This is a genomic window from Methylocystis suflitae (genome assembly GCF_024448135.1).
In the GTDB taxonomy this organism is placed as follows: domain Bacteria; phylum Pseudomonadota; class Alphaproteobacteria; order Rhizobiales; family Beijerinckiaceae; genus Methylocystis; species Methylocystis suflitae.
This window is the reverse complement of sequence record NZ_JAMRYX010000194.1, coordinates 1-15,350: the sequence shown is the minus strand read 5'-3', so window position 1 is coordinate 15,350 and position 15,350 is coordinate 1. Positions and strand designations below refer to the sequence as shown.

13 protein-coding genes are annotated in these 15,350 nt (G+C 64.9%); 6 read left to right on the top strand and 7 right to left on the bottom strand.

Annotated features, from left to right (window positions below; genetic code table 11):
• Window positions 1-188 precede the first annotated feature (188 nt).
• The 3 genes from NEI07_RS14620 (at window position 189) to NEI07_RS14610 (ending at window position 3,800) form a co-directional block, all read left to right on the top strand.
• Window positions 189-902, top strand: a complete 714-nt coding sequence (locus NEI07_RS14620) for a DUF1007 family protein (RefSeq protein ID WP_256035550.1) — start codon at window positions 189-191, stop codon at window positions 900-902.
• Window positions 899-1,903, top strand: a complete 1,005-nt coding sequence (locus tag NEI07_RS14615; RefSeq protein ID WP_256035523.1) for a nickel/cobalt transporter — start codon at window positions 899-901, stop codon at window positions 1,901-1,903. Before NEI07_RS14620 ends, NEI07_RS14615 begins: the two co-directional genes overlap by 4 nt.
• 139 nt (window positions 1,904-2,042) lie before the next feature.
• Complete coding sequence (locus tag NEI07_RS14610; RefSeq protein ID WP_256035521.1) at window positions 2,043-3,800, top strand: AMP-binding protein; 1,758 nt, start codon at window positions 2,043-2,045, stop codon at window positions 3,798-3,800.
• Between the two features lie 8 nt (window positions 3,801-3,808).
• Here NEI07_RS14610 and NEI07_RS14605 read toward each other — a convergent pair whose 3' ends face one another.
• Genes NEI07_RS14605 through NEI07_RS14590 form a run of 4 tightly spaced genes read right to left on the bottom strand, consistent with a single transcriptional unit; the run spans window position 3,809 to window position 7,204 of the window.
• Window positions 3,809-5,080, bottom strand: coding sequence for an adenosylmethionine--8-amino-7-oxononanoate transaminase (locus NEI07_RS14605; protein ID WP_256035518.1), 1,272 nt, complete (start codon window positions 5,078-5,080; stop codon window positions 3,809-3,811).
• On the bottom strand, window positions 5,077-5,712 hold the full coding sequence (gene bioD, locus NEI07_RS14600) for a dethiobiotin synthase (RefSeq protein WP_256035517.1): 636 nt from the start codon (window positions 5,710-5,712) through the stop codon (window positions 5,077-5,079). The genes NEI07_RS14605 and bioD overlap by 4 nt, the downstream gene beginning before the upstream one ends.
• The gene (locus NEI07_RS14595) at window positions 5,709-6,842 is read right to left on the bottom strand and encodes an 8-amino-7-oxononanoate synthase (protein WP_256035515.1); all 1,134 of its coding nucleotides are present in this window, start codon (window positions 6,840-6,842) and stop codon (window positions 5,709-5,711) included. Before NEI07_RS14595 ends, bioD begins: the two co-directional genes overlap by 4 nt.
• A 17-nt stretch (window positions 6,843-6,859) precedes the next feature.
• Window positions 6,860-7,204: a ClpX C4-type zinc finger protein gene (locus NEI07_RS14590; protein ID WP_196401448.1), complete on the bottom strand. Its 345-nt coding sequence runs from the start codon at window positions 7,202-7,204 to the stop codon at window positions 6,860-6,862.
• Between the two features lie 152 nt (window positions 7,205-7,356).
• On the opposite strand from NEI07_RS14590, the gene NEI07_RS14585 reads away from it, so the two are divergent.
• From NEI07_RS14585 to NEI07_RS14575, 3 genes are read left to right on the top strand one after another with little or no spacing between them, the layout of a single operon-like run.
• The gene (locus NEI07_RS14585) at window positions 7,357-7,842 is read left to right on the top strand and encodes a methyltransferase family protein (protein ID WP_256035512.1); all 486 of its coding nucleotides are present in this window, start codon (window positions 7,357-7,359) and stop codon (window positions 7,840-7,842) included.
• A gap of 37 nt (window positions 7,843-7,879) precedes the next feature.
• Window positions 7,880-10,633: a heavy metal translocating P-type ATPase gene (locus NEI07_RS14580; protein ID WP_256035509.1), complete on the top strand. Its 2,754-nt coding sequence runs from the start codon at window positions 7,880-7,882 to the stop codon at window positions 10,631-10,633.
• A 43-nt stretch (window positions 10,634-10,676) separates the two neighbouring features.
• Entirely contained in the window at window positions 10,677-11,564 is an 888-nt protein-coding gene (locus tag NEI07_RS14575) for an SDR family oxidoreductase (RefSeq protein ID WP_256035508.1), read from the top strand.
• Window positions 11,565-11,566: 2 nt separating this feature from the next.
• Here the strand turns inward: NEI07_RS14575 and NEI07_RS14570 are convergent, their stop codons facing one another.
• The 3 genes from NEI07_RS14570 to amoA all read right to left on the bottom strand — a co-directional run bounded on the left by NEI07_RS14570 (window position 11,567) and on the right by amoA (window position 15,111).
• On the bottom strand, window positions 11,567-12,505 hold the full coding sequence (locus tag NEI07_RS14570) for a nickel/cobalt efflux transporter (protein WP_256035507.1): 939 nt from the start codon (window positions 12,503-12,505) through the stop codon (window positions 11,567-11,569).
• Between the two features lie 425 nt (window positions 12,506-12,930).
• Window positions 12,931-14,193 (bottom strand): bacterial ammonia monooxygenase, subunit AmoB, encoded by a 1,263-nt coding sequence (amoB, locus tag NEI07_RS14565; protein WP_123175060.1) that lies wholly within the window; start codon window positions 14,191-14,193, stop codon window positions 12,931-12,933.
• Between the two features lie 159 nt (window positions 14,194-14,352).
• Window positions 14,353-15,111, bottom strand: a complete 759-nt coding sequence (gene amoA, locus NEI07_RS14560; RefSeq protein WP_014892304.1) for a bacterial ammonia monooxygenase, subunit AmoA — start codon at window positions 15,109-15,111, stop codon at window positions 14,353-14,355.
• Between the last annotated feature and the right edge of the window lie 239 nt (window positions 15,112-15,350).

Genomic DNA, 15,350 nt, shown 5'->3' with positions numbered 1-15,350 from the left:
AAATCGGGGCGAAGCGCGCTTGGGACTCTTGCGCTCACACGCTAAAAGCAAGGATCAACCCGTGAACGAATCCGGTTTAAAGACCCAGCTGGGCGGCCTTCCGCCGCAGAGGCGCCCCACTAGCGCCGATTCTATATCCGCCACCTTATGCCACACGGAAGCGTCTTTTCAAGGACGGATCTGCTAGCATACACAGGCTCAAAGCGGGAGCCCGCGCCGCGTTTTCGCCGCCTTCGCCGCCTAAGCGCGAGAGTCGCATGAAGCTGAAAATAAAGTCGATTCTCATCCTTTTGACGACGGCGCTGGGAATTGGCGCGGCCTTCGCGCACCCCCATGTCTGGGTGGCCGTGCGCAGCGAGGTCGTGTTCGCGCCCGACGGAAAGATCGCGGGCGTTCAACACGCGTGGGAATTCGACGAAATGTATTCGGCCTATGCCGTCCAGGGGCTCGGAAAGGACGGCAAGCCGCCCACCCGGGAAGAACTTGCGCCGCTCGCCAAAACGAACGTCGAGTCGCTGGCCGAATTCGAGTTTTTCACCTTCGCCAAGCAGAACAGCGCCAAGCTTGCGTTTAAGGAGCCCGAGAATGTGACGCTCGAAGCCAATGACAAGAAGATCGTCACGCTGCGCTTCTTTCTGCCGCTGCAGACGCCGGTCGCGGCCAGGAAGCCGTTCTCCTTTCAGGTCTATGACCCGACATATTTCGTCGCCTTTGGACTCGAGAAGAAAGATCCCGTGACGCTCGCGGGAGCGCCGGGCGGATGCTCGCTCAGTCTCGTCGAACCTGCGCCGCTCATGGCGAATGAAAATCAAAAACTGAGCGAAGCGTTCTTTCAGAACATGTCGCCGGGCGCCGATTTCGGCATGAAGCTGGCGACGCGCGCGATCGTGGCCTGTCCGTGAAAATTGAGCAAAGGGCGGTTTGGCTCGGCGTGACCGCCGCGACGCTGGCCGTGATCGCCGCCTCATCGGCCTGGGGCGCGCCGCGCCATCCATTTGCGGTCGGCGCGCAAGAGTCGACCGCGGCGGCGACGGGCGTCGCCGGACTTATCCTGGCGTGGCAGAGCAAGTTCCACGCTGAGCTGCACGCCGCCGTGCGCGCGCTAAAGACCGATCCTTCCGCGTTCTTCGCGCTCGCTGCGGCGAGTTTCGCCTATGGCGCGTTTCACGCCGCCGGTCCCGGCCACGGCAAAGCGGTGCTTGCCTCCTACATGCTTGCCAATGAAACGGCGCTGCGCCGCGGTCTGCTGCTCGCGGCGCTCGCCGCGCTGCTGCAAGGACTGGTCGCCATCGCCGTCGTCGGCGCGGCAGCGGCGTTGTTCCGCGCGACCGCGAATCAGATGAGCGACGCGACCCACTTCATCGAGCTTGCGAGCTATGCGGCGGTCGCGGCGCTCGGCGCGCGCCTCGCCTGGGTGAAAGGCCACGCGCTGGCCGCCGCCGTCCGCATGCCCGCAATCGCGCCGGCGGCGCGCGGCTTCGTTTGCGAGGCCATCGACGACCCGACGCATGTGCATGACGCGACCTGCCGCCACGCGCCGGACCCTTCGACATTGGGAGGACCGAAGTTTCGTCTCGCCGACGCCGCCGCGACCGTCGTCGCCGCCGGCCTGCGCCCCTGCTCGGGCGCCATTCTGGTGCTGGTCTTCACCCTGTCGCAGGGGCTTTTCGCCGCCGGCGCCGGGGCGGTCATCGCCATGTCGGCGGGAACGGCGATTACGACGGGCGCCCTCGCCATGACGGCTGTCTACGCCAAGAGCGCCGCGATGCGGTTTGGCGCGAAGGACTCGCCGCGCGCGGTGATCATCGCCCGCGGGGGCGAGTTCATCGCCGCAATTCTCGTTCTGGCGCTCGGCGTTTCGCTGCTCTTCGGCCTCGGGCCGGCGCCGCCCGGGACGGCGTGATGCGGCTCGCGGCGACGCAACATAATGATTGCGGCGGGAATGGCCTCATTCGACGCCAGACGCGCTATCTTGAACAAGAACACACAAGCGCAGCGGACGATTCGCGTCGCGCGCTTCACGCCGCGAAGTCGAGGACGACATGACCAGCGCAGAAAAAATAGAGGACCCTTACGTCAAGCGGCCCTGGCTTTCGTCCTACCCGGCTGGCGTGCCGGCGGACATCGACGAATCTTCCTATTCGACGCTGGTCAATATGTTCAACGCGAGCGTTGCGGAGTTCGCCGACAGGACCGCGATGGAGAGTTTCGGCGCGACGCTCACCTTCGAGGAGCTCGGCCGCGCCGCCGTGGCCGTCGCCGCCTGGCTGCAGACGCGCGGACTGAGAAAAGGCGATCGGGTCGCGATTATGTCGCCCAACGTCCTCGCCTACCCGGCGACTCTTTTTGGCGTCCTGCTGGCTGGCGGCGTCGTCGTGAACGTCAACCCGCTGTACACGCCGCATGAGCTCGAACACCAGATGAACGACTCCGGCGCGCGCTTCTTGTTCGTGTTCGAAAATTTCGCGCATACGGCGGCCGCCGCCTGGCCGCACATGAAAGTCGAACGTGCGGTGATCGTGAGGCCCGGCGATCTGATGGGGCTGCGCGGACTGATCGTCAATTTCGTCTCGCGCTGGGTCAAACGCATGGTCCCCGCCTATCGGCTGCCGGGCTGCGTTGGCTTTGCGCATGTATTGCAAGCGGGCGCCGAGGAGCCGTTCAAGCCGCCGCCGATCGGACCGGACGACATCGCCTTTCTGCAATACACCGGCGGCACGACCGGCGTCGCCAAGGGCGCCATGCTGCTGCATCGCAACGTCGCCGCCAATGTCGAACAGTCGTGGACCTGGCTGAAGCCCTACCTCGAAGGTAAGCCGCTGATCATGGTGACGGCGCTGCCGCTCTACCATATTTTTGGACTGACGGCCTGCCTGCTGCTTGTGGTGAAGACCGGCGGTTGCTGCCTGCTGATCGCCAATCCCCGCGACATCAAGGGCCTGATCGCGACGCTGCGCAAATCGACGTTCACCCTGTTCTCCGGCGTCAACACGCTCTATGCGGCGATCGCCGACCATTCCACCGCCGGCTCGGTCGACTATTCCAATCTTCTCCTCACCATCTCGGGCGGCATGTCGACCCAGGAGGTCGTGGCGCAAAAGTGGAAGGCCTTGACGGGAAGGCCGATCGTCGAAGGCTATGGACTGACCGAAACGTCGCCGATCGTGACGATCAACAAGCCGACGATCGCCGAATTCACCGGCGCGATCGGCTATCCGGCGCCGTCGACGGAAGTCTCGGTGCGCTCGCCCGAGGGCGAGCCCGTTCCCCTCGGCGAGCGCGGCGAACTCTGCGTCAAGGGACCGCAGTTGATGGGCGGCTACTGGCTCAGGCCGGATGAGACGGCGAAAGCCCTGACCCCCGACGGTTTTCTCAAGACCGGCGACATTGCGGTGATGGCGCCGGACGGGATCATCAAGATCGTCGATCGGCTGAAGGACATGATCCTCGTCTCGGGCTTCAACGTCTATCCGAACGAAGTCGAATCTGTCCTCGTCGAACACCCCAAGGTGAAGGAAGCAGCGGTCATCGGCGTGCCGAACCAACATTCCGGCGAAGCGCCGATGGCGTTCGTCGTGGCGCGCGACCCGAGCCTGACGCGCGAAGAGTTGCGCGCTTTCGCGCATGAGCAACTGACGAGCTACAAGGTTCCGCGTTACTATGAATTTCGCGAGAGCCTGCCCAAGAGCAACGTCGGCAAAATTTTGCGGCGCGCGCTCAAGGACGAATTTCTCGCGCGCAAGAATACAGTCGCCGATGAGGGACGCGGCAAGAGCGTGCGCACCGAACTCAAAGGCTGACGATCGCGCTATGCAGATCGGCCGAAGCGATCGGCCGCCTCGCTGATCGCGTCATAGACGAGATCGAGTTCGGCCGCCTCGACGCAGTATGGCGGAAAGACATAGATCGTCGGCCCGAGCGGGCGCAGCACGAGCCCGCGCGCATTGAAAAAGCGCATGAGATCGAGCGCGATCGTCGCAAGATAGCCGCCGTCCGCGACATTGAGATCGAGCGCCGTGACGATTCCGAGCTGGCGCGCGTTCGAGAAGCGCGCATCGGACGCAAAGCGCGCAATGCGCGTCGCCTGCATGTCGCACAGCGCCGCGACGCGGGCGGCGGGTTCGCCCGTCGCCCAGACGTCGAGATTGGCGAGCGCCGCCGTGCAAGCGATCGGATTGGCGGTGTAGGAGCTCGAATGAAAAAAGGCGCGGGCGCGCTCCGGCGATAGATGCGCCTCGAAAATTTCGCGCTTGCACATGGTGACGGCGAGCGGCAGCGCGCCGCCGGTAAGGCCCTTGGCGTAGCAGGCGATATCCGGAACGACGTCCGCCTGCTCGCAGGCAAAGAGCGTTCCCGTGCGGCCGAAGCCCGTCATCACTTCGTCGGCGATGAACAGCACGTCATAACGCGCGCAGATGCGCTGCATCTCCGCGAGCGTATCGGCGCCATAGATGAGCATGCCGCCGGCGCCCAATATCAGCGGCTCGACAAGCAAGGCGGCGGGTCTGTCGCGGCAGGCGCGCTCCAGCGCGTCGAGCGTCTCCTGCTCGCGCCCGCGCGTGGGGAAGGGAATGCGCGAAACCTCATAGAGCAGCGGCTCGTAAGGCGCATTGAAGGGCGAGCGGGCGCCGACGGACATCGTGCCGATCGTATCGCCGTGATAGCCGTGTTCGAGCGCGACGATGCGCGTGCGCGCTTCGCCGCGATTGCGCCAGAAGCCGAGCGCCATCTTGATCGCCACTTCGACGCAGGTGGAGCCGCTGTCGGAATAGAACACATAGTCGAGGCCCGGCGGCGTCAGCGCCACGAGGCGCCGCGCCAGCGCTTCCGCCGGCTCATGGGTGAAGCCGGCGAAGATGATCTGATCGAGCCGTTCGGTTTCTTCGCGGATCGCCCGCATGATGGCAGGATGGCGATGGCCGTGGGTGATGACCCACCAGGATGAGATGGCGTCGAGAAAGCGAGCGCCGTCTTCGGCTTCGAGCCAGGCCCCTTCGGCGCGCGCGATCTTGAAGGCGCCGGGCTGCAGCGCATGCTGCGTGAACGGCCGCCAGACCGGAGAGTCGCTGACGATGCTCACGCGCCGCTCCCGAAGGCGTCGCGCGCGATTGCGGCGTTAAACGCCGCGCCGAGCGTTTTTTTATTCAAAGGATCGAGCTTCGGCAGGCGGCCGAGAATGCGCGCGCCGCCGATCGTCTCGATCGAATGTTGCGCATCGGCGTCAGCGTCGCCGACGAAAATGATTCCGGCGATCGAGATTGCACGCCTGCGCAATGCTTCGAGCGTGAGCAGGCTGTGATTGATCGTGCCGAGGCGCGTGCGCGCGACGAGTATGACCGGCAGGCGCCAGCGTTCGAGCACGTCGATCGTCAGCGCACGGTCGCTGAGCGGCGTCATCACGCCGCCGGCCGTCTCTATGACGAGAGGACCGTCGCATGGCGGCGGATTCAGCGCTGCGGCGTCGATTTCGACGCCCTCGTCGCGCGCGGCAAGATGCGGCGAGGCCGGTCGACGCAGCCGCCAGGCTTCCGGGAAAATATGCGCGGCCGGCGCGCCCGAAAGACGCGCGACGATCTGCGAGTCCGTCTCGCCATCGAGGCCCGACTGCACCGGCTTCCAATAATAGGCGTTGAGCGCCCCCACGATCGCGGCGGAGACGACGGTCTTGCCGACGCCCGTATCCGTTCCCACGATCACGAAGCGGCGCTTCATGGTTCGAGCCTCGCGAGCTCTTCGCTAAGATGCGCAATCATGCGCGCGACGTCATCTTTGCGCGCATGCAGCGTCAGCGCGATGCGCAAGCGCGCAGAGCCGTTCGGCACCGTTGGCGGACGAATGGCGCGAATGTCATAGCCATGCGCCTGCATGCGTGACGCAAGAGTCGTCGCGCGGACGTCGGCGCCGACGATGATGGGCTGGATCTGGCTGCCCGAAGGTTCGATTGCGCAGAGCCGCCGCAGTTCGGCGCCGGCGAAATCGATGCGCGATACCAGCTCGGCGCGCCGTTCGTCGGCCGCTTCGATGATCTTGAGCGCCGCGCGCACGCAAGCGGCCATAACGGGCGAAGGCGCAGTCGCGAAGATAAAGGACCGGCAGCGGTTGACCATGAAGTCGCGCAGGACGCGCGGCAGACAGAGCAGACCGCCGGCGACTCCCAGCGCTTTGCCGCATGTATGCAAAGTGATGACGTTCTCCGCGCCTTCAAAACGCGCGGCGAGTCCGCGCCCGCCTGGGCCATAGACGCCCGTCGCATGCGCTTCGTCGATCAGGAGAAAGGCGTCGCGCCTCGCGGCGAGCGCGAACAGATCATCGAGCGGCGCCTTGTCGCCGTCCATGCTGTAAAGGCTTTCCACGACGATCCAGATTCGCCCGGTTCCGCCCTTTTCGCGCCAGGCGCGGATCACGTCCTCGGCGGCGGCGACGTCATTATGGGGGAACTTCGCATTCGGCGCGCGCGCCAAGCGCATGCCCTCATGGGCGCTGGCGTGCGCGAGCGCGTCATAGAGGATGAGATCGTCGCGCTGAGGCGCCGTCGAGAGCAGCGCCTCGTTGGCGGTAAAGCCGGCGCTGAAATACAGCGCGCTTGCCGCGCCAAAAAAACGCGCCGCTTCCTCTTCCAGCGCTTCATGCTCCGGATGATTGCCGCGCAAAAGTCTCGAACCGCCGGCGCCGACAGGAACGCCGCGCGCGACCGCCGCCATCACGGCCGCGGCGAGTTCCGACGACTCGGCCAAAGCCAGATAATCATTCGACGCGAAATCCAGTCCGGCGCGCGAAGCGAGCGCGCGCAGTCTGCCGCGCGCGGCGAGGCTCGCAAGATCTTGCGCGTAGCGCTCAAGCATGAAGTGCCGATGCTCGATCAGGAGAAACGCTCCCAGGCGGCCTGTCGGGAAACGCCCAGAACCTTGCCGATCGCCGTCCAGCTCACCTCGCGTTTGCGAAGCGCCGCGACCTGCGCGTGAATCAGCGAATGCAGCGCCGCCACGCTGGCCTCGCTCGCCTTGATCGAGGTCAGCAGCTGCTCGTCGGTGAGGTCGTCCCAGCTTTTGAACGGCGAAGGCGCGGCGTCAAGGATCTTGTTGCAGACCCCCACGCAATCTTCGCAAATGTAGCCGCCGGCTGCGCCGCCGATGAGCCGCGCGACCTGCGTCTCGGACTTCTTGCAGAATGAGCAGCGCAGTTTACGTTTGGGCAAGGCCAGCATGACAGCTCTCGCATGTCCAGGGCGATCGTGCGTCAAGCTGATCTTGACAGCCTGCAGGACCGCCGTCAAGTCGCGCTTGACAAGGGCGCACTTGAAACGAGCGCCCCGAACCGCGATCTAGAGAGAAGCGTTTTCCACCGATAGGAACCGCGATGAACGCGCAGATCGGCGCAAACGCGCCCCCTTCCCGCATTCCCTGGCCGCCGATTTTGATGGGACTGACGCTCGCCGCCGGACTGGCGCTCGACGCCACGACGGGGGCGTCGCTCATCGATCGCGCTTCCTCCCCGCTGACGCAGCTCGCCGGCGCCGCGATCGTCGTCCTCGCGCTGGCCAATGACGTCTGGTGCTTTCGCATCCTCTCGCGCCATCAAACAACGATCATGCCGCATCGCGCCGCGTCCTTTCTCGTGACCGAGGGACCGTTCCGCTTTTCCCGCAATCCGATCTATGTGTCTCATGTCGCCCTGATCTTTGGACTTGGTCTGTTCCTCGGCTCGCCCTTCACGCTGTTGTTAACGCCTCTTCTCGCTTTTGGGCTGACGAAGCTGGCGATTGAGCCCGAAGAGCGGCATCTTCTTGGGAAATTTGGCGACGACTATCGGTCCTATATGGCGCGCACGCGGCGGTGGCTTTAAACTGACGCGCGCGGGCGTTGCGAATGAGGCGGCAAATATGAACGCTCAAACTCCTTTACCGGGCGGCGAACGCCTCGACTTCACCGTCCGAGGCATGACCTGCGCCTCCTGCGTATCGCATGTCGAGAAGGCGCTTGCGCATACGCCGGGCGTTAACGCCGCCAGCGTCAATCTCGCGACTGAACGGGCGGAGGTTTCGCTGGCGCCGGGAGCGAGTCTCACGCAACTCGTAAATTCGGTCTCGGACGCTGGCTACGAGGCGGTCGTCGAGACGATTGAGATTGGCGTTGGCGGCATGACCTGCGCCTCCTGCGTCTCGCATGTCGAAAAGGCGCTCGGCGCCGTTCCAGGCGTGCTCCAGGCGAAAGTCAATCTCGCGACCGAACGCGCGACCGTGCGCGCGCTGGCCGGGCCTGGCCTGACAGACCGCCTGCGCCGGGCGATTTCACAGGCCGGCTATGAGCCGCGAGCGATCGAAACCGATTCGGGCGGCGCCGATCGCGAGAGGATGCGACGTGAGGAGGAGATGCGCACGCTGCGCTTCCGCCTCATCGTCGCCGCCATTCTGACGGCGCCGATCTTCGTGGTCGAAATGGGCGGGCATCTCATTCCCGTCGTCCATCACTGGACGATGAGCGTGATCGGCGAGGAGAGGATCCGCGAGATTTCCTTCCTGCTCGCCAGCGTCGTGCTGTTCGGGCCGGGCCTCGTTTTCTTCCTCAAGGGGATTCCCTCCCTGTTGCGGCGCCAGCCCGACATGAACGCGCTTGTCGCCACCGGCACGCTCAGCGCCTATCTCTATTCGGTCGTCGCGACCTTTGCGCCCAGCGTGCTGCCGGCGGGCTCCGTGCATGTCTATTATGAAGCGGCGGTCGTCATCGTCACCCTCATCCTGTTTGGCCGCTATCTCGAGGCGCGCGCCAAGGGCCGCACGTCGGAGGCGATCCGCGCGCTCGCGCGGCTTCAGCCGAAAACCGCCCGCGTCGAGCGCGACGGCGCGACCGTCGACGTCGACATCGACGACGTGCGCGTCGGCGACATCGTTCTGGTGCGGCCGGGCGAGCGCATTCCGACCGACGGCGTCGTCACGCAGGGCTCGTCCCATGTCGATGAGTCGATGGTCACCGGCGAGCCGGCGCCCGTCGCCAAGCGGCCAGGCGCCGCGGTCACCGGGGCGACCGTCAACGGCTCCGGCGCCTTTTCGTTTCGCGCCACCCGCGTCGGCGCGGATACGACGCTCGCCGGCATCATCCGCATGGTCGAGCAGGCGCAGGGCGCCAAGCTGCCGATTCAGGCGATGGTCGACCGCGTCACCGCCGTCTTCGTCCCGGCTGTTTTCGCCGTCGCGGCGCTGACCTTCGTCGTCTGGATGCTGATCGGTCCGGAGCCGCGTCTGACCTATGCGCTGGTCAATGCGGTCGCCGTGCTCATCATCGCCTGCCCCTGCGCCATGGGGCTGGCGACGCCGGCGGCGATCATGACGGGAACAGGCCGGGCGGCGGAACTCGGCGTGCTGTTTCGCAAGGGCGAAGCCCTGCAGACGCTGCGCGACGTCAGTCTCATCGCCTTCGATAAAACCGGCACGCTTACGTATGGCAAGCCGCGCCTGACCGATCTCGTCGCGACGCCCGGCCAGCAGGAGAACGAGCTGCTGCGGCTTGCCGCGAGCGTCGAGGCGCAGTCCGAACATCCCGTGGGCGCGGCGCTGGTCGTCGCGGCCAAGGCCGCTGACCTTTCGCTTTCGCCTTGCGCCGAGTTCAAATCCGTGGCGGGCATGGGGGTCACCGGAATCGTCGACCGCAAGCGCATCGCCATCGGCGCCGAGCGCTTCATGGCGTCGCTTGGCCTCGACGCTTCGCCCTTCGCGCAGGACGCCCAGAGGCTCGCCGAGGAAGGCAAGACGCCGCTTTACGTCGCGGTCGACGGGAAGCTAGGCGCCATACTCTCCGTCGCCGACGATCTGAAGCCGACGAGCCGCGCCGCAATCGACGCGCTCCATTCGCTCGGCGTGAAAACCGCGATGATCACTGGCGATGACGCGCGCACGGCGAAAGCCATCGCGCGGAGACTAGGGATTGACGAGGTCGTCGCCGGCGTCCTTCCCGACGGCAAGGTCGCGACGCTCGAGCGCCTGCGGGAAAACAACAGGATCGCTTTCGTCGGCGACGGCGTCAATGACGCGCCGGCGCTCGCCGCCGCCGACGCCGGAATCGCCATCGGCACGGGAACCGACATTGCGATCGAAGCCGCCGACGTCGTGCTGATGTCGGGCGATCTCGGCAAGGTGCCGTCGGCGCTCGCAATCTCGCGCGCGACGATGCGCAACATCCAGCAGAATTTGTTCTGGGCGTTCGGCTATAATGTCGTGCTCATACCGGTCGCGGCGGGCGCGCTCTATCCCGTCAACGGCATGCTGCTCTCGCCGATGTTCGGCGCGGCGGCCATGGCGTTGTCGAGCGTTTTCGTGCTGACCAATGCGCTGCGCCTGCGTCGTTTCAAGGCACCGGTCATCGCAAGCGCCGACGACGGCGCGCAAGAGACGCCGATCGAACCGGAAGCGGCGGATAAGGAAACTAAGGAGGAAGCAATGACCACATTCAATGTGCAAGACATGACCTGCAATATGTGCGTGAAGCATGTCACCAAGGCGGTGCAAGCCGTGGAGCCGAACGCCGACGTCAAAGTCGATCTCGCCACCGGAAAGGTCGACGTCACCCCGGCGCCGAAAGACGCCCAGGCGCTCGCCAAGGCGATCAGCGAAGCGGGCTATCCGGCGCAGGTCGCCGCGTGAGGCGGCGCGCGCTTTCCATGACGTATGACGGGGGGAGCGCGCCATGACGCCGACATCGACGCGCTCGCTCGCCGGCAAGACGCTCTTCATCACCGGCGCGAGCCGAGGAATCGGCCTCGCCATCGCGATGCGCGCCGCGCGCGACGGCGCGAATGTCGTCATCGCGGCAAAGAGCGTGACCGAAAACCCGAGAATTCCGGGCACGATCTACACGGCGGCGGCGGAGATCGAAGCGGCGGGCGGACAGGCGCTCGCCGTGCCCTGCGACATTCGCTTCGACGATCAGGTCGAGGCGGCGGTCAGTCAGGCCGCATCCTGCTTCGGCGGGATCGACATCCTCGTCAACAACGCCAGCGCCATCGATCTGCGCGGGATCGACGCGCTCGAGATGAAGCGCTTCGACTTGATGCATCAGATCAACGCGCGCGGGACCTATCTGTGCTGCAAGGCGGCGCTGCCGCATCTGCGCCAATCCGACAATCCGCACATTCTAACGCTGTCGCCGCCGCTGGACCTGAACCCGAAGTGGTTTTCTCCCAACCTCGCCTACACAATGTCGAAATATGGGATGAGCCTTGTGACGCTCGGCCTCGCGAGGGATCTGGCGCCCGACGGCGTCGCCGTGAATTCGCTGTGGCCGGAGACCGCGATCGCGACAGCCGCCGTCGGCAATCTTCTCGGCGGCGACGAACTGCTGCGCCGGTCCCGAAAGCCCGAGATCGTGGCGGACGCCGCGCACGCCATTCTCGTTCGTCCCGCAAAGAGCTGCAGCGGCAATTTCTTCATCGACGTAGGCGTTCTGGCGGAAGAAGGCATGACCGACTTTTCGACCTACGCCGTCGATCCCAGGGTTGACGCCGTGCTCGACTTTTTCCTCGACGCGCCGATCAGCGCAAAGGTGACGAAGTCGGCGTTTCACCTCGGCAAATAACATTACCCCAGCGCGGCTGCGCCCATTGCGATCGTATAGGCGCCGACCGCGGCGACGATCGCGCCTGAAACATAGGGGGCGCGGGTCGCCAGCACTTCCAACCCTGGCCAGCGCGACGCGGCGTGACGCATGCCGAGCGCCGCCGCCACCCCGACAAGCACGAGGGTCAGCGCCAGACCGACGCTGAAGCAGAGCACGAGCAGCGCCCCGAGCCCGATGCGGCCGACCTGCAAGCAAAGCAGAAGCACGGTGATCGAGGCGGGACAGGGGATGAGCCCGCCGGTCAGGCCGAAGAGAATGATCTGTCCGGTCGTCACCCGGCGACTGGCGAAGCGCCGCTCGATATCCAACGCATGTTCGCGCTCATGCGCGTCAGCATAGACAGTGGGATCGACGTCGAGGAGTTCGCTCTCGAACTCCTCTTCCTGATGGCTATGCGGCACGCCGCCGTCATGGGTGTGAACATCGCCGTGGACATGGGCGTGAACATCGCCGTGAACATGGGCGCCGCTATGCGAGTGGCCATGCGCCGCACTGGCGCCGGCCGGAAGCCGTCCGCTCTCATGCGCGGGCGCCGTCACGGCTCCTCTGGCGGCGATATCGCGCCAGCTTCGCCACATCATCCAAACAGCGACGGCGATGATCAGCGCGCCAGAGATAATCTGCAGATAGGGTTCGTTCGCTTCGACGTTCAGTTGCGCGCCGAGATAAAGCCCGGTCAGCGCCACGGCCCAGACGATCGCCGTATGGGAAATTGTCGCCGCGACGCCGAGCAGCACCGCTTGCGCCACCGTGCCGCGAACCGCGACGATGAACGCCGCCATCATCGTCTTCGAGTGGCCCGGCTCGAGTCCGTGCAGCGCGCCCAAGGCCACCGCGCTCGGCGCAAAAATCCAAGCGTTCGCCGCGCCGGCGCGAAAGACTTCGGAGAGGTCGGACATCGTGTTCGCCGTGGGCTCCTCAGCCGCTATGCCGAGGCGATGGAAGGGGCGCGGCCTCTCTCGGCGGCGCTCGAATGCTCCGCCGGTCACGAGGCAGCCTTAACCCCCGTATTTTATAGTGAGCGTCGCTTTATGAAACAAGCGCCAGTAGAAACAGAGAAATAGAAGCAGCACGGCGCCAAGGGCGCCAAGGGTTCGAAGCGCGTCAAGGGTTCGAAGTGCGCCAAGGGTGGGAAGGGCGCGAACGCTGTCACATTTCAAATTTGCCGCGAGGCGCCAATTTGCTGCGCCTGGAAGCGATTCGGGACAGCCCGCGCATCCCGTCGAATTGTAAGCCGCGCATCCCGGCGGATCGCAAGGCCACTGCAAAAGAAAACCCCCGGCCTTTTGGGCCGGGGGCTTTTATTTCAATTCGTCAGTATCGCTTAGGGCATATCGCCGGCGACGAACTTCGGAATGACCGGTCCGCCGATTTCGGCCGCGAAGCGGCGACCCGTCGGCGAGAAGAACATCAAGAGGCCGCCGATCTGGCTGTCGGTGTCGTAAGCCAGGTCAGACAGACGCTCGATGTCCCAACGCGCGTCCTGCACCTTCACGGCGATTTCCTTCGTCTCGCCCGGCGCGATCGGCGTCGGGTCCGTCGACAGACCGCGATCCGCCAACAGATAGTCCGGGAAGTCGGGCTTCGTCGTGAACACGTCAGGGTTCAGGAAGCGCAGGCCGGCCGCCGTATATTCGCCAAGGCGAAGCGGCTCGGAGGTCGTGTTCGTGACCTTGACGTTGATCGTCAGCTCACGGCCAGGAACCTTGTAGACGCCGCCGTTCAGATCGGCCGTCACGCGCTCCTTGCCGACGCCCGCCGTGCCGTCCGTAACGAGCGGCGTCAGAGGCTTCTGCAAGCCCGCCTGAAGCGGGATCGTGCGCGGGAAGGTCGAGTTCGTCACAGCGTAGCCGACGATCGTCGCCAGAATGGTCAACGCCAGCACAATCGCGCCGATCCGCTTGTCGTCGTCGGTCACCTGCTCGTCAACCTTGCCGGTGGCGACACGGAGATACGAAGCGATGATGCCCTTGCGGACGAACCAGAACAGGATCCACGCCGCGCCAACCGCAAGCCACGGCAGATGCCACGCGTAAACGCGGCTGATGCCGTAGGTCTCGAGGTCGACCGTCGAGCCATCAAGCAACGTCACCGGATCGGTGAAGTCCTTCATGTCGCCCTTGATCTCGATCCACTGGCCGGGGCCGATGATCGGACCGCCGCCCTCGACGTTGACCTGCGCATGAACGTGCCAACGGCCCGCGCGACGACCGCGAAGGTTGATGGAGAAGGCGTAGTCGTTGCCGGGAACAAGCGACACCGAACGCGGCGCAAACTGCTCGCCGATGAACTGCGCCGTACGAACCAGAACCGGACCGGGCTCGCCGGCGTTCAGGAACGACACGCGCGGATTGGCGACCGCCTGCGGCCAGGCCGAGAACACATGGATCTTGCCCGACAGCACCATCTCTTCATTGACGTTCACCGTCGTCTTCGACCACTGAACGTCATACCAGTTCAACGTGCGCATCCGAAGAAACGCCTGCTGAGACTTTTCGCCGTGCGCCGACGCAGGAGCAACAGCTCCCAGGGTCGCCGCCACAGCCGCCGCCGCGCCAATCGCGGCGAGCTTGACGAACTTTTTCATCGATAAACCTCCCAGGTTCCTCTTCCCGGCCGCCGCCTCGCGCGCCAACCGGTCTTGTCTCTCGCAGCGGACCTAAGCCTTCAAAAGCTCACAGCCCGCCGCTCTTCTTGCTTGCTGGCCGCCGCGGCGCCCGTTCAGCGCCGCAGCCCGCGACAATGCTTAGATCGTGTCGATGATCTTGGTCGTCGAATACCAACGACCCATGAACCACCACAGGAAGTAAACCATCATCGACACGAAGCCCGAGAAGAACGCCGCAACCGGCACAACGTCCTTACCGAAGGTGCGCAGCGTGCCGCGCTCGACCATGCGGATATATTCCGGCATCGACGTGCGGACGAAGTGGAAGCCGATCAGATCCGCAAGCGTCATCAGCTGACCATGCTGCTCCGTCGCCTGGTGGAACGCCGCAATCGCCGGCCAGTTGTTCGGGTAGAACAACAGACCCCAGCCCAGCGAACCAACAATCGCCGTGATCACATAGGAGCCCGACAGAAGCAGGATCACGTCAAGCCAGATCGCCGGAACGATCAGAGCGGACGGGAACACAAGGCTGATCGGGAAGTAGGTCCAGCCCCAGAAGTTGACGTAGCGGTTGATCCACTCGCCAATCAGAAGGCCGAGAGCCGCGAACACCGCGCCGAACGGCAGACGGAAGTTCACCCACCAGAACGCCTGCGCCGCGGCGCAGAAGGTCACGCCGAGAATCGGCACGACCGTCGGCCACATACGACGATCCTTCCAGTCAACCCAGAAGTCCCAGTCGCCCGCCGTCAGCATGAAGTGGACGTGGTAGCCGCCAAGAACGGCGAAGAACAGAAGAACAAGAAGCATCCAGTCGACCGTCTGAACGCAACCCGCCGCCTCGGCGACGGAGTTGAACGGACCGACCGCCCCCCCGCTTTTCGATTGTGACATCACTCTTCTCCTTGGTGTTTCTCGAACCCGTAAAGCCCGAGTTCTTTCCTTATGGCCTCCGGCAGGCCTTCCCGCCGCCGGCGCCCGGACGGCGGAGATCCCGCCGACCGCATCGCTTTAAGCCCTTCGCTCCCGATCACCCCAGCGCCCGAAGGCCCCTGTTCGACCGCAACAAGCCAACCCACGCGCTATAGCGACAGGCAATTGCTCTCTTGTTTTCGCGAAAAGCCCGGACCCAC

Excerpts from the sequence above, each read along its gene's own strand:
- NEI07_RS14610 (WP_256035521.1), top strand. The coding sequence starts at position 2,043 with ATGACCAGCGCAGAAAAAATAGAGGACCCTTACGTCAAGCGGCCCTGG.
- bioD (WP_256035517.1), bottom strand. The coding sequence starts at position 5,712 with ATGAAGCGCCGCTTCGTGATCGTGGGAACGGATACGGGCGTCGGCAAG.
- NEI07_RS14595 (WP_256035515.1), bottom strand. The coding sequence starts at position 6,842 with ATGCTTGAGCGCTACGCGCAAGATCTTGCGAGCCTCGCCGCGCGCGGC.
- NEI07_RS14590 (WP_196401448.1), bottom strand. The coding sequence starts at position 7,204 with ATGCTGGCCTTGCCCAAACGTAAACTGCGCTGCTCATTCTGCAAGAAG.
- NEI07_RS14585 (WP_256035512.1), top strand. The coding sequence starts at position 7,357 with ATGAACGCGCAGATCGGCGCAAACGCGCCCCCTTCCCGCATTCCCTGG.
- NEI07_RS14580 (WP_256035509.1), top strand. The coding sequence starts at position 7,880 with ATGAACGCTCAAACTCCTTTACCGGGCGGCGAACGCCTCGACTTCACC.
- NEI07_RS14575 (WP_256035508.1), top strand. The coding sequence starts at position 10,677 with ATGACGCCGACATCGACGCGCTCGCTCGCCGGCAAGACGCTCTTCATC.
- NEI07_RS14570 (WP_256035507.1), bottom strand. The coding sequence starts at position 12,505 with ATGTCCGACCTCTCCGAAGTCTTTCGCGCCGGCGCGGCGAACGCTTGG.
- amoB (WP_123175060.1), bottom strand. The coding sequence starts at position 14,193 with ATGAAAAAGTTCGTCAAGCTCGCCGCGATTGGCGCGGCGGCGGCTGTG.
- amoA (WP_014892304.1), bottom strand. The coding sequence starts at position 15,111 with ATGTCACAATCGAAAAGCGGGGGGGCGGTCGGTCCGTTCAACTCCGTC.